Origin of the sequence: Streptomyces sp. NBC_01283 (genome assembly GCF_041435335.1) — a bacterium.
Lineage (GTDB): Bacteria > Actinomycetota > Actinomycetes > Streptomycetales > Streptomycetaceae > Streptomyces.
This window is the reverse complement of sequence record NZ_CP108430.1, coordinates 7,330,719-7,349,796: the sequence shown is the minus strand read 5'-3', so window position 1 is coordinate 7,349,796 and position 19,078 is coordinate 7,330,719. Positions and strand designations below refer to the sequence as shown.

The 19,078-nt window shown below is 69.4% G+C and carries 14 protein-coding genes; 7 read left to right on the top strand and 7 right to left on the bottom strand.

The features are described from left to right. The first annotated feature begins 117 nt into the window (after nt 1-117). On the top strand, nt 118-432 hold the full coding sequence (locus OG302_RS33295) for a ferredoxin (RefSeq protein WP_361834186.1): 315 nt from the start codon (nt 118-120) through the stop codon (nt 430-432). Between the two features lie 125 nt (nt 433-557). On the opposite strand, the gene OG302_RS33290 is transcribed toward OG302_RS33295, so the two are convergent. The 3 genes from OG302_RS33290 to OG302_RS33280 form a co-directional block, all read right to left on the bottom strand. Continuing rightward, the gene (locus tag OG302_RS33290; RefSeq protein WP_371530158.1) at nt 558-1,136 is read right to left on the bottom strand and encodes a hypothetical protein; all 579 of its coding nucleotides are present in this window, start codon (nt 1,134-1,136) and stop codon (nt 558-560) included. A gap of 210 nt (nt 1,137-1,346) precedes the next feature. After that, nucleotides 1,347-2,258 carry a tRNA (adenine-N1)-methyltransferase gene (locus OG302_RS33285; protein WP_371530157.1) on the bottom strand — a complete coding sequence of 304 codons (912 nt, stop codon included), beginning with the start codon at nt 2,256-2,258 and terminating at the stop codon, nt 1,347-1,349. Nucleotides 2,259-2,305: 47 nt separating this feature from the next. Continuing rightward, the gene (locus tag OG302_RS33280) at nt 2,306-3,832 is read right to left on the bottom strand and encodes a site-2 protease family protein (protein ID WP_371530156.1); all 1,527 of its coding nucleotides are present in this window, start codon (nt 3,830-3,832) and stop codon (nt 2,306-2,308) included. 128 nt (nt 3,833-3,960) lie between these two features. Between OG302_RS33280 and OG302_RS33275 the strand changes: the two genes are divergently transcribed. Together OG302_RS33275 and OG302_RS33270 are read left to right on the top strand one after the other, a co-directional pair. After that, nucleotides 3,961-4,842: a RecB family exonuclease gene (locus OG302_RS33275; RefSeq protein WP_371530155.1), complete on the top strand. Its 882-nt coding sequence runs from the start codon at nt 3,961-3,963 to the stop codon at nt 4,840-4,842. A 14-nt stretch (nt 4,843-4,856) separates the two neighbouring features. Then, a complete protein-coding gene (locus OG302_RS33270; RefSeq protein WP_135332738.1) occupies nt 4,857-5,528 on the top strand; it encodes a response regulator transcription factor in 672 nt (223 codons plus the stop codon). 84 nt (nt 5,529-5,612) lie between these two features. Here OG302_RS33270 and OG302_RS33265 read toward each other — a convergent pair whose 3' ends face one another. The 4 genes from OG302_RS33265 to metH form a co-directional block, all read right to left on the bottom strand. Next, nucleotides 5,613-7,199, bottom strand: coding sequence for an ABC transporter substrate-binding protein (locus OG302_RS33265; protein ID WP_371530154.1), 1,587 nt, complete (start codon nt 7,197-7,199; stop codon nt 5,613-5,615). Nucleotides 7,200-7,271: 72 nt separating this feature from the next. Next, on the bottom strand, nt 7,272-8,879 hold the full coding sequence (locus OG302_RS33260) for an ABC transporter substrate-binding protein (RefSeq protein ID WP_371530153.1): 1,608 nt from the start codon (nt 8,877-8,879) through the stop codon (nt 7,272-7,274). Nucleotides 8,880-9,200: 321 nt separating this feature from the next. Next, nucleotides 9,201-9,902, bottom strand: a complete 702-nt coding sequence (locus tag OG302_RS33255) for an HAD family hydrolase (RefSeq protein WP_371530152.1) — start codon at nt 9,900-9,902, stop codon at nt 9,201-9,203. 98 nt (nt 9,903-10,000) lie between these two features. Beyond that, on the bottom strand, nt 10,001-13,519 hold the full coding sequence (gene metH, locus OG302_RS33250; RefSeq protein ID WP_371530151.1) for a methionine synthase: 3,519 nt from the start codon (nt 13,517-13,519) through the stop codon (nt 10,001-10,003). Between the two features lie 323 nt (nt 13,520-13,842). Here metH and OG302_RS33245 point away from each other — a divergent pair, with 323 nt between their 5' ends. The 4 genes from OG302_RS33245 to OG302_RS33230 all read left to right on the top strand — a co-directional run bounded on the left by OG302_RS33245 (nt 13,843) and on the right by OG302_RS33230 (nt 18,956). Further along, nucleotides 13,843-14,607: an IclR family transcriptional regulator gene (locus tag OG302_RS33245; protein ID WP_371530150.1), complete on the top strand. Its 765-nt coding sequence runs from the start codon at nt 13,843-13,845 to the stop codon at nt 14,605-14,607. A 335-nt stretch (nt 14,608-14,942) separates the two neighbouring features. Then, nucleotides 14,943-15,734, top strand: a complete 792-nt coding sequence (locus OG302_RS33240) for an MIP/aquaporin family protein (protein WP_371530149.1) — start codon at nt 14,943-14,945, stop codon at nt 15,732-15,734. 61 nt (nt 15,735-15,795) lie between these two features. Continuing rightward, nucleotides 15,796-17,343, top strand: coding sequence for a glycerol kinase GlpK (gene glpK, locus OG302_RS33235; protein WP_361834164.1), 1,548 nt, complete (start codon nt 15,796-15,798; stop codon nt 17,341-17,343). 5 nt (nt 17,344-17,348) lie between these two features. Continuing rightward, nucleotides 17,349-18,956, top strand: coding sequence for an FAD-dependent oxidoreductase (locus OG302_RS33230; protein WP_371530148.1), 1,608 nt, complete (start codon nt 17,349-17,351; stop codon nt 18,954-18,956). The last annotated feature ends 122 nt before the right edge of the window (nt 18,957-19,078 follow it).

The window sequence follows — 19,078 nt, the reverse complement described above, 5'->3', positions numbered from 1 at the left end:
ACCCACCCAACAACATCGGAAAGCGGGCGGTTGTATCGTCGAAGCGTTCAACACCCGTCAGGGCTGGCCCGACTTGCTGGAAAGTGGGCTCACTCGGCGTGACGATCGGCAGGAGAGATGACCGTGGGAGACGAGGCCGGTAACGGCTCCGAGAGCCGTGATCCGCTGGAGGTCTGGATCGACCAGGACCTCTGCACTGGCGACGGCATCTGTGCGCAGTACGCGCCTGAGGTCTTCGAGCTGGACATCGACGGGCTCGCCTATGTGAAGAGCGGCGAGGACGAGCTGCTGCAGGCTCCGGGCGCCACAACGCCCGTTCCGTTGCCGCTTCTGCGTGACGTGGTCGATTCGGCCAAGGAGTGCCCGGGTGACTGCATTCATGTGCGCCGCGTTTCGGACAGGGTCGAGGTGTACGGTCCGGACGCCGCCTGAGGGCACGGGCCGGCACACGACCCCATGGACCGGCACATGAACTGACGCATGGACAAGGGCCTGTGCCCGCCGCTGGACGGCGGGCACAGGCCCTTGTCGATGTCCCCCGAGGTCGCCCGCGGAGGTCACACGCTGTGCGCCCCGGCCGGGGTGGACCGCGCGAACGCGCCGTCCTTCCACTGCCACTTGGCCTCGTCCTGGAGGTCCGGGCAGCAGCTGGGCACGTTCGGTGACGAGTACCCGAGGAGGGTGGCGGTGATCACACCGTCACGCAGGGCGAAGCCGCTGACGTTCTGGCGGTCCTTCGGGTCGACGAGGGTGGCGACGACCCGGGGCTTGCCCCCTGTGGCGCGCGTGACGACGTACACGCCGTCGGGCGGCGTGCCCGATCCGGCGGCGCAGTGCACCACGGCGACGGTCTCGGGGCTGCCGTCCCCGTCGAGGTCCCCGGAGGCCTTCTTCTTGACGACGGGTTTCACCGTGCCGCAGGCGATGGGGAACGTGACGGTGGCCGGATCCGGTGCGGGCGCGGGGGCGGCCGCGGTCCTGCTGGACGGCTTGGAGCCCGGCTGGGCGGCGTTCGCGGGGTCGGGCTGCAGGAAGGACGAGCCGGCGACGACAGCGGCGAGCGCGGCCGCGGTGGCCAGCCAGTGGATGGGACGGGTGGTGTTGTGTGCCAGTTCCGGGACGGCGGGGTGCTGCACTAGGAGTGTCTCCTGTGAGGGCTGTGCCGGTGGGGGAGGTGGCCAGCATCGTGCCATACCTCACACCGGGGCGGAACACCGGGGTCCATGAAGGTCCGGGTCCGCACGAGCCCGTAACGGAGAGGCGCCGTCGCCGAGTTCCCCGGTCGAAGGGGGGAACTCGGCGACGGCGCCTGTGCGTTCAGCTGTCGTAAGCGGCTGTCTGAGCCGTCAGCTCTCCGCGCGAGGGGTGCCGCCGTCGGCGTTCGGGCCGGTGTAGTCGTCGCCGTAGGCGCCCTTGGAGGGGCGGCGGCGGCGCATGGGCGGCTCGACGCCGTCCGCGAGGCGGCGGGCGGTGAGCAGGAAGCCGGTGTGGCCGATCATGCGGTGGTCCGGGCGGACGGCGAGGCCCTCGACGTGCCAGTTGCGGATCATCGATTCCCAGGCGGTCGGCTCGTTGAAGCCGCCGATCTCGCGGATGGACTCGACGGTCCTGGCGAGCTGGGTGGTGGTCGCCACGTAGCAGCAGAGGATGCCGCCGGGGACGAGCGCCTTGGAGACGACGTCCAGGCACTCCCAGGGGGCGAGCATGTCGAGGATGACGCGGTCGACGTCGGTGTCGCTCAGGTTGTCCTGGAGGTCTCCGACGGTGAGCTGCCAGGCAGGGTGCGGGGCGCCGAAGTAGCGCTCCACGTTCTGCTGGGCGATCTCGGCGAAGTCCTCGCGGCGCTCGTACGAGTGCAGCATTCCCTCGTCGCCGATGGCGCGCAGGAGGAAGCTGCTGAGCGAGCCGGAGCCCACACCCGCCTCGACGACGCGGGCGCCGGGGAAGATGTCCGCGAAGGCCAGGATCTGCCCCGCGTCCTTGGGGTAGACCACGGCGGCGCCGCGGGGCATGGACAGGACATAGTCGGGGAGCAGGGGGCGCAGCGCGAGGTAGGCGACGTTTCCCGTGGTGCGGACAACGCTGCCCTCGGGAGCACCGATCAGCTCGTCGTGGGGGAAGGAACCCTTGTGGGTGTGGAAGTTCTTCCCGGCCTCGAGCGTGAACGTGTAGTGGCGGCCCTTGGGGTCGGTCAGCTGAACCTGGTCCCCGACCTTGAAGGGCCCGCGTCGGCGGGCGGCACCGGTCGGTTCGGACATGTGACCAGCCTACCGGCCCGTTCGAGGGCCGGGGACCAGGGTGCGGTTCAGCTGGGGCGGGCCATCGCCTTGACGAAGGCGCGCTCCACGTCGGCGGCGGACAGCACTCCGTAGATCTCCCCCGACGCCTCGACCACGAGGTACTCGGTGGCGGGTGTCGCCCGGAGGGTGTCGAGGAGCTCCTCGCCGGCGAGCTCGGCGGAGATCCGCATGCCCTCGGTGATGTCCTGGGCGAGGCCGCTGACGGTGACCCAGGGGCGGCGGTGTTCGGGCACGCCGACGATGGCCGCCTCGCGGACCACCGACATCGGGTCGCCGTCGGCGTCGACCACGACGAGGGCGCGGGCCCCGGCGTCGTTGGCGCGGCGCAGCGCCTCGGAGAGCGGGGTGGCCGACTCGACGGGGACGGCGCGGCGGGTCAGGGCGCGGGCGCGGAGCTCGGGCAGGTGCTCGCGCAGGCGGGCCATGCGGAGGCTGTTCCCGGCGCCGGTCCAGATGATCGCGGCGAGGATCGCGGCGAGCAGGGCGTCGGTGACGGTGTCCATGCCGCCGATGTCCTGGGTCTCGCCGCCGAGCGCGCCGGACTGGTTGAGCAGGGGCAGGCCGATGAGGACGGAGATGGCGAGCGCGCGGCCGACCCAGGCGGCGGCGATGGTGCCGCTCATGGGCTTGCCGGTGATCTTCCAGACGACCGCGCGGAGCATGCGGCCGCCGTCCAGGGGCAGGCCGGGCAGGAGGTTGAAGGCGGCGACGATCAGGTTCGAGATCATCAGGCCCGCGAGCAGGACGCCGGGCACGGTGCCGGGCTCGACGGCGCGCATGCCCCCGTAGAAGACGCCCGCGAGGACGAGGGAGAGCAGCGGGCCCACGAACGCGAGGACGAACTCGCGTCCGGGTGTCTCGGACTCCTTCTCGATCTCGGAGACGCCGCCGAAGAACTGCAGCTGGATGCGGCGCACCGGCAGCTTGTAGCGCAGGGCGACGACGGTGTGCGCCAGCTCGTGGACGAGCACGGAGGCGTAGAAGGCGACGGCGAAGAAGAGCGCGACGAGGTAGCGGGCGGCGCCGAGTTCGGGCAGGACGCGGTCGAGCTGGCCGCCGAAGACCCAGGTGATGAGGGCGGCGACGAGGAACCAGCTCGGCGCCACGTAGACGGGCACGCCGAAGGGGCGCCCCATCAGCAGGCCTCCCCCGGGGCCCTTCTTGTTCTTGGGAGGGGTGGCCTTGGGGGCGGGGCCGTGGCTGGCGTGCGCGTACTCGGGATGGGTGTCCTGCGGTGCCTTCCCGGGCGTGTCGTGCGGGGTCTTGGTGAGGCGGTCGGCGGGCCGCGGGGGTTCGGCCGCGGGCCGCTGCTCTTCCCCGGGCGCCTGCCGGATCGTCTCTTCACGCGGCCGGGGCCGGGCGGTTTCGTCGGCTCCGTTCGTATCGGCAGCGCGGTCGGTGTCGGCGGCGCCGTGGGCGCCGTCGGCCTTTTCAGGGGCCTCGGAGCCTGCTGCGGCACCTTCTGCGGCAGCCGGTCGCCGACCGTCCGTGCCGTCGGATCGCGGCCTGCCGCTCCCGCCGCTCTCGTCCACGATGTCCCCTCGTTCGAAGCGTCCCTCGCCCCTGTCCGGCGCGGTACACGCACGATCATGCAGGGCGAGAGGGTCTGTCGTCGATGGTATGCGGCCGTTGTCAGTGGCGGGTCGTAGGGTCTGTCCCTATGGAAACCAGCACCGACGGTGGCGTGACGGCCGTGCGTCCTGCGTCCCTGTCGCCCTCGCGCGCCAGCGACTTCATGCAGTGTCCGCTGCTCTACCGGTTCCGGGTGATCGACAAGCTGCCGGAGAAGCCGAGCGAGGCGGCGACCCGCGGCACGCTGGTGCACGCCGTCCTGGAGCGGCTCTTCGACGCGCCCGCGGGTGAGCGGACGGCGCCGCGCGCGAAGTCCCTGATCCCGGGTCAGTGGGACCGGCTGCGCGAGGCCAGGCCGGAGCTGACGGAGCTGTTCGCCGACGACGAGCAGGGTGAGCGGCTCGCGCGCTGGCTGGGGGACGCGGAGAAGCTCGTCGAGCGCTGGTTCACCCTGGAGGACCCCACCCGTCTGGAGCCCGCCGAGCGCGAGCTGTTCGTGCAGGCGGAGCTGGACTCGGGCCTGAAGCTGCGCGGCATCATCGACCGGGTGGACGTGGCGCCGTCGGGCGAGGTGCGGATCGTCGACTACAAGACGGGCAAGGCCCCGCGTCCCGAGTACGCGGACGGCCCGCTCTTCCAGATGAAGTTCTACGCCCTGGTGGTGTGGCGCCTGAAGGGCGTGGTCCCGCGCCGCCTCCAGCTCGTCTATCTGGGCAGCGGCGACGTCATCACGTACGACCCCAGGACCGAGGATCTGGAGCAGGTCGAGCGGAAGCTGCACGCGCTGTGGGAGGCGATCACGCTGGCCACCGAGACGGGTGACTGGCGGCCCAGGCCGACGAAGCTCTGCGGCTGGTGCGACCACCAGGCCGTATGTCCTGAATTCGGCGGGACTCCCCCGCCGTACCCCCTTGCGGTGAGGGTGCCCGAGTCCGGGGAGGACGCGCAGGGCAGAATGGCCCCGGGCTAGCGAAGGAGAGTTACGTGGCGATCCGTGTCCTACTGGTCGACGACCAGCCACTGCTGCGCACCGGGTTCCGGATGATTCTGGAGGCCGAGCAGGATGTCGCGGTCGTCGGCGAGGCCGGGGACGGCCTGCAGGCTCTCGACCAGGTGCGGGCGCTGCAGCCCGACGTGGTCCTGATGGACATCCGCATGCCGCGGATGGACGGCGTCGAGGCGACCCGCCAGATCACCGGGCCCGGCCGGGACGGGCCGGCGAAGGTCCTGGTCCTGACCACCTTCGACCTCGACGAGTACGTGGTGGAGGCACTGCGCGCGGGTGCCAGCGGCTTCCTCCTGAAGGACGCCCCGGCGAACGAGCTGGTGCAGGCGATCCGGGTGGTCGCGTCGGGCGAGGCGATGCTCGCGCCGAGCATCACCCGCAGGCTCCTCGACAAGTACGCCGGTCATCTTCCCTCGGGCGACGAGCCGGTGCCGGACACCTTGCACACGCTCACCGAGCGGGAGGTCGAGGTCCTCAAGCTGGTGGCGCGCGGTCTGTCGAACGCGGAGATCGCTGCGGACCTGTTCGTGAGCGAGACGACGGTCAAGACGCATGTGGGCCATGTGCTCACGAAGCTGGGCCTCCGCGACCGGGTGCAGGCGGCCGTGTACGCGTACGAGAGCGGTCTGGTGCGGCCCGGCGCCCAGTAGGACCGGCCAGGACGACCGACGAAGGTGGCCGCCCCCCTCAGTCAGAGGGGGGCGGCCACCTTCATGTGTGCGTGGCGCCGGGGATCAGGCCTTGCTGAGCTCCCAGAAGCGGAACACCGTCGACGCGTCGAGGCACGACTCCACGCCGTACACGTCGTCGCGTATCACCGCGTACTGCTTGGCCTGCCAGACCGGCAGGATCGGCAGCTCGTCGGCGACGGTGTCCTGGAGCTTGGAGTAGTCGTCGTCGGTCTTGGTGCGGTCGGCCTCGGCGGCGGTGCCGGGGATGATCTTCCCGGTGATGTCGCTGTTCCGGTAGTTGTTGCCCAGGACGTTGCCCTTGCCGAAGAACGGCTGGGTGAAGTTGTCCGGGTCCGGGTAGTCCGGCACCCAGCCCTTGACGTACACGCCGTACTTGCCGGACTTGATGTCCCGCTCGTACTGGCTGAACTTGACCGACTTCACGTCGGCGTCGAAGAGACCGCTCGCGTTGAGCTGCTTGGCGATCGCCTTCAGCTCCTGGTCGGTCGAGGGCCCGTAGCGCGAGGGCGTGGACCAGAGCGTGAGCTTGACCTTGCCGTTCAGGCCTTCCGCGCGCAGGGCGGCGGCGGCCTTGGAGCGCTGCGGGCGGGCGCCGTAGGTGTCGAAGAAGGCGGTGGTGTGACCGCCGATCCCGGCCGGGACGATCGAGTACAGCGGCGTCGCCGTGTCCCGGTAGACGTCCTTGACCAGGGCGTCGCGGTCGAGCAGGTATGCCATGGCCTTGCGGACGCCCAGCTTGCCCGCGACCGGGTCCTTCATGTTGAAGACCAGGTGCTGCACCTCGGCGCTGGTGCCCTCGACGACGTCGATGTTCTGGCTCGCGTCGGAGGTGTCGGCCTCGATGTCCGCGATGTCGGAGGCGGCGAGGCCTCGGTACGCGATGTCGACCTTGTTGTCCAGGAGTGCCTGCTTCAGGCCCTTCTGGTCGTCGTGGAAGAACTTGAGGGTGACGCCCTTGTTCTTCACCTTGGCGGTGCCCTTGTAGTCGGGGTTGACCGAGAAGACCGCCTGGTCGTCGTTGAAGGAGTCGAGCTTGTACGGGCCCGAGCCGGTGGCCTCGTCACCGCCGCGCAGGCTGTTCATGTCGTACGACGTGTGGTCGACGATGGAGCCGGCGCCGGACGCGATCTTGCTGGGGAAGGTCGCGTCGGCGTACTTGAGCTTGAAGACGACCTTTTTGGCGTTCGGCGTCTCGACGCGGTCGAGCATCGGGAACATGAGCGCTGGGCCGTTCGCGTCATTGATCTTCATCACGCGGTCGAAGGAGTACTTGACGTCCTTCGAGGTGAGCGCGTTGCCGTTGCTGAACTTCAGCCCGTCCCGCAGGGTGCATTCGAAGACCTTGGTCTCCGTGTCGGTGAAGCCGCATTCCTTGGCGGCCTCGGGCTCCGGCTCCGTGGCCCCGTTCGGGAAGCTCATCAGGGACTGGAAGACGTTGTTGAACAGGAGCCACGACCCGGGGTCGTAGCCGGATGCCGGGTCGGTGGCCAGGATGTCGTCCGACATCCCCATCACCACCGAGTCGCCGCCTTCCCCCGCTCCACCCGTTTCCGTGCCGCAGCCGGTCAGCAGAGCCGCGGCCAGCCCTCCCGTGAGGGGAAGGGCCAGCCACTGGTTACGCAAATTCACGAACGTGCCTTGTCGTTGATGTCATTCGGTGGAGCGAAGCGCGGCGGTCTTGTCTGCCGGCGTGTGCGGAGGTCAGCCGCTCACACCGCGGCCGAGCTCCCACAGCTGGAGGTTCGAGGAGGAGTTGAGGGCCCACTCGACGCCGGTGATGTCGTCCCGGGCCGCGATGTACTGCTTGCCCTGCCAGAGGGGAAGCACCGGCACGTCCTCGGCGACGATGTCCTGGATCTTCTTGATGCTCTTGGAGGCCGTGAGCCGGTCCGCCTCGCGGCGCGAGTCCGGCAGCAGCTCGTCGTTGATGGTGCTGTTCGCGTACGGCGAGCCGAGGATGTTGTCCTTGTCGAGGAACGGCGTGAGGAAGTTGTCGGCGTCGGGGAAGTCGGGGAACCAGCCCATACCGTAGACGTCGTACGCGCCCTTCTGCTCGGCGGGGCGGAAGGTGTTCCAGTCCGTGCCCTTGATCGCCACGTCGAACAGGCCACTCGCGTTGAGCTGCTTCTGCAGGAGCTGGAACTCCTTCTTGGTGCCCGGGCCGTAGTGGTCCGTCGTGTAGTGCAGGGTGAGCTTCACCGGAGTGCTGATGTCGGCCTTCTGCAGCAGGGTGCGGGCCTTGGACGGGCTCGGGTTGCCGTACTGGTTGAAGAACGAGTTGGTGTGGCCCGTGATCGTGGCCGGCACCAGGGAGTAGAGCGGCTCGGCCGCGTCGCCGTAGACGCCGGACGCGAGGGCGCCGCGGTCGACGATCTGGGCCATGGCCTGGCGGACCGCCTTGGCCTTGACGGTGGTGGCGTCCGTGTTGAAGCCGAGGTAGCGGATCTCCAGGCCGGGCGTCTCGACCAGCTCGATGTTGTTGCCCGGGTCCGCGTCGAGCTGCTTGATCTGCTCGGGCGACATGGTGCGCGTCATCATGTCGAGGTCGCCGCTCTTGAGGGCGTCGCCCATGGCGTCGGCGGACGCGTAGGTGCGCATCTCGATCTTGTCGCTCTTGGGCTTCAGCACGCCCTTGTAGTTGGGGTTCTTGGAGAACACCGTCTTGACGAGCTCGTTGCCCTTGACCTCTTGCTTGGCGGTGTAGGGGCCCGAGCCGTCCAGGTCGAACCCGTCACGCAGCTTGTTCTTGGCGTAGTGGTCCGAACTGACGATGCCCGCGATGGGCGTGGCCAGCTTGTACGGGAACGTCGCGTCGGGGCTCTTGAGGTGGAAGACGACCGTCCGGTCGCCCTCTGTCTCGATCGCGTCGACGTTGGACACCATGCCGGCGGAGCCGCTGGGGTCCTTGATCTTGATGTCCCGCACCCGCTCGATGGAGAACTTCACATCGGTGGCGGTCAGCGGCTCGCCGTCGGCGAACTTCAGGCCCTTGCGCAGCGTGCACTCGTAGCGCTCGTTGCCGGTGTCGGTGAAGCCGCACTTCTCGGCGGCGTCGGGCTCCGGCTCTCCACCGCCGCGCGGGGCGGCCATCAGCGTCTGCACCGTCTGGCGCACGACGTTCCAGGAGCCCGCGTCATAGGCGTACGCCGGATCGAAGGGGGCCGGGATCTCGGGTGAGGTGGAGAACCGGTCCGTGGTGCCGACGGTGATCGCGTCGTCTCCCCCACCGTTGCCCGACCCGCCGCATGCCGCCAGCGCGGGAGCGAGCAGACCCACGACGGCCGGCAGCACCAAAGTCTTACGGTTCATGCTCGACGTTCTCCAGAGCTGTTGGTCCCGTCCGGACCGACAACGAGGGGTGGGGTCAGTCAGTCCGTGGGGGCATGTCGATGTTCTCGCGACGACATTAGTCCGCACCGCCAGGAGGGCTGGAAGGGACCGGAGTTGACCCTCAATCACGCAGCGAAACCGGGCGCGGACGCACCGATAACCCGACACGGGAAGGTTTCGTGAGGTTCCCCTCAATCAGGACACAACGTCACTCCACAACTCGCCCAAATCGGGGGTCCGGCACAGCCGTGACCGGCTGTCGACCCCCCGGGGAGTGGGAAAGGTCACAGCTTCAACTGTTCAGCACTTTCCGGCCATCAATCCTTGCAGGAAAGGCAGGTTGACGTGTTCGAGGGACGGGACGACGGTCCTGCCGAAGGCCGGTGCGATCGGTGCCACGGAGGGCACGGCCACCACTCTGCAGCCCGCGGCCTCGGCTGCCGCGACACCCGTCGCGGTGTCCTCGATGACGGCACATCTGGCCGGTTCCGCGCCAACCCCTGCCGCCGCGAGGAGGTACGGATCCGGGTGCGGCTTGGTCCGGGGCACCTCGTCGCCCGCGACGGTGAGCGTGAAGTGGTGGGATCCGATCGAGTCGAGCACGCGGTCGATGATGCGCCGGTGCGACGCGGAGACGAGTGCCATCGGCACCTCGTGCGCGGCGAGCTCGGCAAGGAGCCTGGCGGCGCCCGGCATCAGCGGCAGGGCACGGCCGATGCGGTTCTCGAAGCCGTCGTTGAGCAGCACGGTCAGCTCGGGGACCGTGATGTCGGCTCCGGTGGACGCGATGAGGAATCCGGCGCTGCGCGTCATGGGGCCGCCGACGACCACGTCACGCCAGGCCTCGTCGAGCGTATGTCCGAGTGCGGCGAAGACCTCGACCTCCGCGTCCCACCAGAACCCCTCGGTGTCCACGAGTGTTCCGTCCATGTCGAGGAGCACCGCCTGCAGGGCGGAGCCTTCGGCCGTTCGGGTACCGAGCGCGGGAACCGTACTGGTCATCCGGGCACACCTCCATGAGGGACGAGAAGGCCGGTCGCCCCCTTTTGACGGGTGGGCAACCGGCCTGCACTGGACCGACAAGTGTACGACTTGACCGCTCAGCGCGCGTTGAAGTATTTCGCCTCGGGGTGGTGGATGACGATCGCGTCCGTGGACTGCTCGGGGTGCAGCTGGAACTCCTCGGAGAGCTGTACGCCGATCCGCTCCGGCTCCAGGAGCTCGGCGATCTTGGCGCGGTCCTCCAGGTCGGGGCAGGCGCCGTAGCCGAGCGAGAAGCGCGCGCCGCGGTACTTCAGGTCGAACATGTCCTCCACGGCCGCCGGGTCCTCGCCGCCGAAGCCGAGCTCGGCGCGCACGCGCGCGTGCCAGTACTCGGCGAGCGCCTCGGCCAACTGCACGGACAGGCCGTGCAGTTCGAGGTAGTCGCGGTAGGAGTCGGCGGCGAACAGCTCGGCGGTGGCCTCACCGATCTTCGAGCCGACGGTGACGACCTGCAGGCCGACCACGTCGGTCTCGCCGGACTCCTCCGGGCGGAAGAAGTCCGCGAGGCACAGGCGCCGGCCGCGGCGCTGGCGCGGGAAGGAGAAGCGGGTGCGCTCGTTGCCCTGCTCGTCCAGGATGATCAGGTCGTCGCCCTTGGAGACACAGGGGAAGTAGCCGTGCACGACGGCCGCCTCCAGCATGTTCTTGGTGTGCAGCTCGTCCAGCCAGCCGCGCAGCCGGGGGCGTCCCTCGGTCTCCACCAGCTCCTCGTACGAGGGGCCGTCGCCGGTCCTGGCCTGCTTGAGGCCCCACTGCCCCTTGAACAGGGCGCCCTCGTCCAGCCAGGACGCGTACTCCTTGAGCTGGATGCCCTTGACGACGCGGGTGCCCCAGAACGGCGGGGTCGGGACGGGGTTGTCGGTGGAGGTGTCCGAGCGGGCGGGGCCCTCGTCCTCGGTGACCTGCAGGGCGGGGGTGTCCTTCTTGGGCACGCGGCGCTGCTTCAGCTCGGGCAGGGCGGCGCCGGGGACACCGCGCTTGACCGCGATGAGGGCGTCCATCAGGCGCAGGCCCTCGAACGCGTCGCGGGCGTAGCGGACCTCGCCCTCGTAGATCTCGTGCAGGTCCTGCTCGACGTAGGCCCGGGTGAGCGCGGCACCGCCGAGGATCACCGGGAAGTCAGCGGCCATCTTGCGCTGGTTGAGCTCCTCCAGGTTCTCCTTCATGATCACCGTCGACTTCACCAGGAGGCCCGACATGCCGATCACGTCGGCGCGGTGCTCGGCCGCGGCGTCCAGGATCGCGGCGACCGGCTGCTTGATGCCGAGGTTGACCACGTTGTAGCCGTTGTTGGACAGGATGATGTCGACGAGGTTCTTGCCGATGTCGTGGACGTCGCCGCGGACGGTGGCCAGGACGATGGTGCCCTTGCCCTCGGAGTCGGACTTCTCCATGTGCGGTTCGAGGTGGGCGACCGCGGTCTTCATGACCTCGGCGGACTGGAGCACGAACGGCAGCTGCATCTGGCCGGACCCGAAGAGCTCGCCGACGACCTTCATGCCCTCCAGGAGGGTGTCGTTGACGATGTCGAGGGCCGGACGGGTCTGCAGGGCCTCGTCCAGGTCGGCCTCCAGGCCCTTCTTCTCGCCGTCGATGATGCGGCGCTGGAGGCGCTCGTCCAGGGGCAGGGCGAGGAGCTCCTCGGCCTTGCCCTCCTTCATCGACTTCATGTTGACGCCCTCGAAGAGCTCCATGAGCTTCTGCAGGGGGTCGTAGCCCTCTTCGCGGCGGTCGTAGATCAGGTCGTGGGCGGCCTTGACCTGCTCTTCGTCCAGGCGCGCGATGGGCAGGATCTTGGAGGCGTGCACGATCGCCGAGTCCAGGCCCGCCTTGACGCACTCGTCGAGGAAGACGGAGTTCAGGACGACACGGGCGGCCGGGTTGAGGCCGAAGGAGATGTTGGAGAGGCCCAGGGTGGTCTGCACGTCCGGGTGGCGGCGCTTGAGTTCGCGGATCGCCTCGATGGTGGCGATGCCGTCCTTGCGGGACTCCTCCTGGCCGGTGCAGATGGTGAAGGTCAGGCAGTCGATGAGGATGTCCGACTCGTGGATGCCCCAGGTGCCGGTCAGGTCGTCGATGAGGCGCTCGGCGATGGCGACCTTGTGCTCGACGGTGCGGGCCTGGCCCTCCTCGTCGATGGTCAGCGCGATCAGCGCGGCGCCGTGCTCCTTGGCCAGCGCGGTGACCTTCGCGAAGCGGGACTCGGGGCCGTCGCCGTCCTCGTAGTTGACGGAGTTGATGACGGCACGGCCGCCCAGCTTCTCAAGGCCGGCCTGGATGACCGGCAGTTCGGTGGAGTCCAGGACGATGGGCAGGGTGGAGGCGGTCGCGAAACGGCCCGCGAGCTCCTCCATGTCCTTGACGCCGTCACGGCCCACGTAGTCGACGCAGAGGTCGAGCATGTGGGCGCCCTCGCGGATCTGGTCGCGGGCCATCTCCACGCAGTCGTCCCAGCGGCCCTCCAGCATGGCCTCGCGGAACTTCTTCGAGCCGTTGGCGTTCGTGCGCTCGCCGATGGCCAGGTAGGAGGTGTCCTGGCGGAAGGGCACGGTCTGGTAGAGCGAGGCGGCGCCCGGCTCGGGGTGCGGCTCGCGGCGGGTGGTCTCCACGCCGCGGACGCGTTCGACGACCTGGCGCAGGTGCTCGGGGGTGGTGCCGCAGCAGCCGCCGACCAGGGAGAGGCCGTATTCGCGTACGAAGGTTTCCTGGGCGTCGGCCAGCTCGGCCTCCGTCAGGGGGTAGTGCGCGCCGTTCTTGCCCAGGACCGGCAGGCCCGCGTTGGGCATGCAGGAGATCGGGACGCGGGAGTGGCGGGCGAGATAGCGCAGGTGCTCGCTCATCTCGGCCGGGCCCGTGGCGCAGTTCAGGCCGATCATGTCGATGCCGAGCGGCTCCAGGGCGGTCAGCGCGGCGCCGATCTCCGAGCCGAGCAGCATCGTGCCGGTGGTCTCGACGGTGACCGAGCAGATCAGCGGCAGGTTCGCGCCGGTGGCGTCCAGGGCGCGGCGGGCGCCGAGGATCGCGGACTTGGTCTGCAGCAGGTCCTGGGTGGTCTCCACCAGGAGTGCGTCGGCGCCGCCCGCGATCATGCCTTCGGCGTTGGTCTGGTAGGCGTCGCGGAGGACGGTGTAGGGGGCGTGGCCCAGGGTCGGCAGCTTGGTGCCGGGGCCCATCGAGCCGAGCACCCAGCGCTGCTGGCCGGTGGACGCGGTGAACTCGTCGGCGACCTCGCGGGCGATGCGGGCGCCGGCCTCGGAGAGCTCGAAGTTCCGCTCGGGGATGTCGTACTCGCTCAAGGCGGCGAAGTTCGTGCCGAACGTGTTCGTCTCGACGCAGTCGACGCCGACCGCGAAGTACTCCTCGTGGACCGAGCGGACGATGTCCGGGCGGGTCACGTTCAAGATCTCGTTACAGCCCTCGAGGTTCTGGAAGTCCTCAAGAGTGGGGTCCTGTGCCTGGAGCATCGTGCCCATCGCGCCGTCGGCCACCACCACGCGGGTGGCGAGGGCTTCGCGGAGGGCATCGGCCCGGGTTCCGTTCGGGGTACCGGACGAGGGGGTAGGCAACGAGGCCATGAATGAGCTCCCTGAGGTGCGACGGCTGTCGGCTTTGCGCTTCGGAGGAAGGCGCACTCGGTCAGGGTAACGGGACGAAGGTCCACAGCGCTGGAGTGTTCACGACCCGGACGCCCCGGCCCGGTGCCGCCCGCGCCTCGGGGTGCGGCGCGGGGCAGGGCGGGAATCGGCCAGAAACGGCGAGGAAGGGCGCGGAACGGCGAGAACCGCCGGGAACCGCGGAGAAACACGGCCTGCCGCTCTGTCGCGGGAGGTCGACAACGACCGATAGTGTTCAGCATTGTCGAACGTTGGAGTCACAGGGGACGGAGGAAGGGGCTGCGATGGCACGGAACATCCAGTCGCTCGAGCGGGCCGCCGCGATGCTGCGGCTGCTCGCGGGCGGAGAGCGACGGCTCGGCCTCTCGGAAATCGCGTCCGCCCTTGGCCTGGCCAAGGGCACGGCCCACGGCATTCTGCGCACCCTCCAGGCGGAGGGCTTCGTCGAGCAGGAGTCCGCTTCGGGCCGCTATCAGCTCGGCGCCGAACTCCTGCGCCTGGGCAACAGCTACCTGGATGTCCACGAGCTGCGGGCCCGCGCCCTGGTGTGGACCGACGACCTGGCCCGGTCCAGCGGCGAGAGCGTCTACCTCGGTGTCCTGCACCAGCAGGGCGTCCTGATCGTGCACCACGTCTTCCGGCCCGACGACAGCCGCCAGGTCCTGGAGGTGGGGGCCATGCAGCCGCTGCACTCCACGGCGCTCGGCAAGGTGCTCGCCGCCTACGATCCGGTGGCGCACAGCGAGGCCGCCGAGGCCGACTGGCAGGGCTTCACGCAGCGCACCGTCGTCGAGCCCGAGGCCTTCGAGGCCGTCCTCGACCTGACCCGCGCGCGCGGGTACGCGGATGACGTCGAGGAGACCTGGGAGGGCATCGCCTCCGTGGCCGCCCCCATCCACGACCGGCGCCGCATGCCGGTCGGCGCGATCGCCATCACCGGGGCGGTGGAGCGCGTACAGAAGGACGGCGAGCTGCGCCCCGAACTGATCGCGGCCGTACGGGACTGCGCCCGCGCCGTGTCGCGGGACCTGGGCGCCGGGCGCTTCTAGGCGTTCGGCCGGCACAGCACTCCCCGCTGCTCAAGGTGCAGGTGGCACCTTTCCGCGCGATCATCGATGCACGTGTTTCACCTCGCGGCGACCCCCGTCAGGACCGATAACCCGAAACGATCAATAACGATCGTGTTTTCAATAACAGAACTCTTGACGGGCAAGTAACCCCAGGGCGAGACTCGCGTCCATCGGTCGGCATTGTCGAACACCTACCGGCATTACGCGCTAGAGTGTGACAAGGCCAAGGGCCGGCAAGACCTCACCTGAGGTCGCGGACCTCCGGAGGGACCCGGGGTTCGCCTTCCCCTGGACGAAGGACAAAGGAGTCGCGGGTGTCCAGCTCCGACATCTTCATCGGCGAGACCATCGGTACCGCCATACTCATCCTGCTCGGCGGTGGCGTCTGCGCCGCGGTCACGCTCAAGGCCTCCAAGGCCAAGGACGCCGGCTGGCTCGCGATCACCTTCGGGTGGGGCTTCGCGGTGCTCACCGGCGCCTACCTGGCGGGTGGCGTGTCAGGCGCCCACCTCAACCCGGCGGTCACCGTCGGTCTCGCCATCGAGGGCGGCACCAAGTGGAGCGACGTTCCGCTCTACCTCGGCTCGCAGCTCCTCGGCGCGATGATCGGCGCCGTCCTGGTCTGGCTCACGTACCTGGGCCAGTTCAAGGCACACCTCACGGACCCGGCGATCCTCGCCGCGCAGCCGATGGAGGAGGGCCTCGTCGACCAGAAGGCCGCCCCCAAGGCGGGCCCGGTGCTCGGCGTCTTCTCGACCGGCCCCGAGATCCGGAACTACGCGCAGAACGTGCTCACCGAGGTCATCGCGACCACCGTGCTCGTCCTGGCGATCCTCACCCAGGGCCTGAACGACAACGGCAACGGCATCGGCGTGCTCGGCGCCCTGATCACCGCGCTCGTCGTGGTGGGCATCGGTCTCTCGCTCGGTGGACCGACGGGCTACGCGATCAACCCGGTCCGTGACCTCGGTCCGCGCATCGTGCACTCCCTGCTCCCGCTGCCGAACAAGGGCAGCTCGGACTGGGCGTACGCCTGGGTGCCGATCGCCGGGCCGCTGATCGGCGGCGCCATCGCGGGTGGCCTCTACAACCTCGCGTTCAAGTAGGACCGCGACAGCCACCGACGACGCTGAGACAGACCGCCGAGCAAGAAATCAGGAGCACACCGTGAGCAACGACGCGCACACCGCCGGCCCCTTCATCGCGGCCATCGACCAGGGCACCACTTCGAGCCGCTGCATCGTCTTCGACAAGGACGGCCGGATCGTCTCGGTCGACCAGAAGGAACACGAGCAGATCTTCCCGAAGCCGGGCTGGGTCGAGCACGACGCCACCGAGATCTGGACCAACGTCCAGGAAGTCGTCGCGAGCGCCATCTCCAAGGCCGGCATCACCCACGAAGACATCAAGGCGATCGGCATCACCAACCAGCGTGAGACCACGCTGCTCTGGGACAAGAACACCGGCGAGCCGGTGCACAACGCCATCGTCTGGCAGGACACCCGCACCGACGCCCTGTGCAAGGAGCTCGGCCGCAACGTCGGCCAGGACCGCTTCCGCCGCCAGACGGGCCTGCCGCTCGCCAGCTACTTCGCCGGGCCCAAGGCCCGCTGGCTGCTCGACAACGTCGAGGGCCTGCGTGAGCGCGCCGAGGCGGGCGACATCCTCTTCGGCACCATGGACTCCTGGGTCATCTGGAACCTGACGGGTGGTGTCAACGGCGGCAAGCACGTCACCGACGTCACCAACGCGTCGCGCACCATGCTGATGAACCTGCACACCATGAAGTGGGACGAGTCGATCGCCGATTCCATCGGCGTCCCGATGGCGATGCTCCCCGAGATCCGCTCCTCCGCCGAGGTCTACGGAGAGGTCACCGGCGGCAAGCTCGGCGACGTCCTGCCGGGCATCCCCGTCGCCTCCGCGCTCGGCGACCAGCAGGCGGCCCTCTTCGGGCAGACCTGTTTCGCCAAGGGTGAGGCCAAGTCCACGTACGGCACCGGCACCTTCATGCTGATGAACACCGGTGAGTCGGCCATCAACTCCTACTCGGGCCTGCTGACCACCGTCGGCTACCAGATCGGCGAGCAGAAGCCGGTCTACGCCCTCGAGGGTTCCATCGCGGTCACCGGTTCGCTGGTGCAGTGGATGCGCGACCAGATGGGCCTGATCAACTCCGCCGCCGAGATCGAGACGCTCGCGTCGTCGGTCGAGGACAACGGCGGCGCCTACTTCGTACCGGCCTTCTCCGGCCTCTTCGCCCCGTACTGGCGTTCCGACGCCCGCGGTGTGATCGCCGGTCTCACCCGGTACGTCACCAAGGCGCACATCGCGCGCGCCGTCCTGGAGGCCACGGCCTGGCAGACCCGTGAGATCACCGACGCCATGACGAAGGACTCCGGCGTCGAGCTCACGGCCCTCAAGGTCGACGGCGGCATGACCTCCAACAACCTGCTGATGCAGACGCTCTCGAACTTCCTCGACGCACCGGTGGTGCGCCCGATGGTGGCCGAGACGACCTGCCTCGGCGCCGCCTACGCCGCCGGTCTCGCCGTCGGCTTCTGGTCCGGCACCGACGAGCTGCGCGCCAACTGGCGCCGGGCGGCGGAGTGGACCCCCCGCATGGACGCGGACACCCGCGCCCGTGAGTACAAGAGCTGGCTCAAGGCCGTAGAGCGTTCCATGGGCTGGCTCGACGAAAGTGGCGAGGAGTAATCAACATGACCACCCTGCAGAGCGTCCCTGCCCTCGGGACGCATCCGGCTGCCGGTTCCAACCCGAGCCGCGCCGAGACCCGGGAGCAGCTTTCCAAGGCGACGTACGACCTCCTGGTGATCGGCGGCGGGATCCTGGGCATCTCCACCGCCTGGCATGCCGCGCAGTCGGGACTGCGGGTGGCCCTGGTGGACGCCGGTGACTTCGCCGGCGCCACCTCCTCCGCCTCCTCCAAGCTCCTCCACGGCGGTCTGCGCTACCTGCAGACCGGCGCGGTGAAGCTGGTGGCGGAGAACCACTTCGAGCGTCGCGCGGTGTCGCGTCAGGTGGCCCCCCACCTGGCGAACCCGCTCACCTTCTACCTGCCCGTGTACAAGGGCGGCCCGCACGGCGCCGCCAAGCTGGGCGCGGGCGTCTTCGCGTACAGCGCGCTGTCCGCGTTCGGTGACGGCGTCGGCCACCTGCTGTCGCCGTCGAAGGCCGCGCAGGACGTGCCGGAGCTGCGCACGGACAACCTCAAGGCCGTCGCCGTCTACGGCGACGACCAGATGAACGACTCGCGCATGGCCCTGATGACGGTCCGCGCGGCCGTCGAGGCCGGCGCCGCCGTCCTCAACCACGCCGAGGTCACAGGACTGCGCTTCACCAGCGGCCGGGTCACGGGCGCGGAGCTCAAGGACCGCATGGACGGCACCGAGTTCGGCGTCAACGCGCGGCTCGTGCTGAACGCGACCGGCCCCTGGGTCGACCACCTGCGCAAGATGGAGAACCCCGACGCGGCTCCCTCCATCCGCCTCTCCAAGGGCGCGCACCTGGTCCTCAAGCGCACCGCCCCCTGGAAGGCCGCGCTGGCCACGCCGATCGACAAGTACCGCATCACGTTCGCCCTGCCGTGGGAGGACATGCTCCTGCTCGGCACCACGGACGAGGAGTTCGAGGGCGACCCCGCGGACGTCAGCGTCACCGAGGCCGACACCGCTCAGATCCTGGACGAGGCCGCGTTCTCCATCCGCGACCAGCAGCTCTCCCGTGACCTGATCACGTACTCCTTCGCGGGTCTTCGCGTGCTGCCCGGCGGTCCCGGCGACACGTCGAAGGCCAAGCGCGAGACGGTCGTCACCGAGGGCGCGCGCGGCATGCTCTCCGTCGCGGGCGGCAAGTGGACGACCTTCCGCCACATCGGCCGTACGGTCATGAAGAAGCTGGAGTCGCTGCCGGGCCACCCCCTCGGCGACGACTACGAGCCGATCTCGCAGCTCCAGAAGCGGCTTCCGCTGCCCGGCATCGCCAACCCGCGCGCGGTCGCGCACCGTCTCCTGGTGGACGGTCCGGCGCCCGGCCCCCGCATGGCCGCCGACACCGCCAAGCACCTGGCGACGCACTACGGCTCGCTCTCCTTCGACATCGCCCGCCTGGCGAACGAGAACCCGGCGCTCGCCGAGCGCGTCTCGCCGGACGCCCCCGAGATCTGGGCGCAGGTCGTCTACGCCCGTGACCACGAGTGGGCCGAGACGGCGGACGACGTGCTGCGCCGCCGTACGACGCTGACGATCCGCGGCCTGGCCACGGACGACGTCCGTGCCAAGGTCCAGGACGTGCTCGACGGCAAGTAAGTCGGTCGGCAGGTAGACAGGCAGACACGAACTGAAGGGCGACTCCCCCTGCGGGAGCCGCCCTTCGGCGTACCCGGGCGGGCCGCCATGCGGCGTACATACGCGTGCAACAGGCCGCGGGG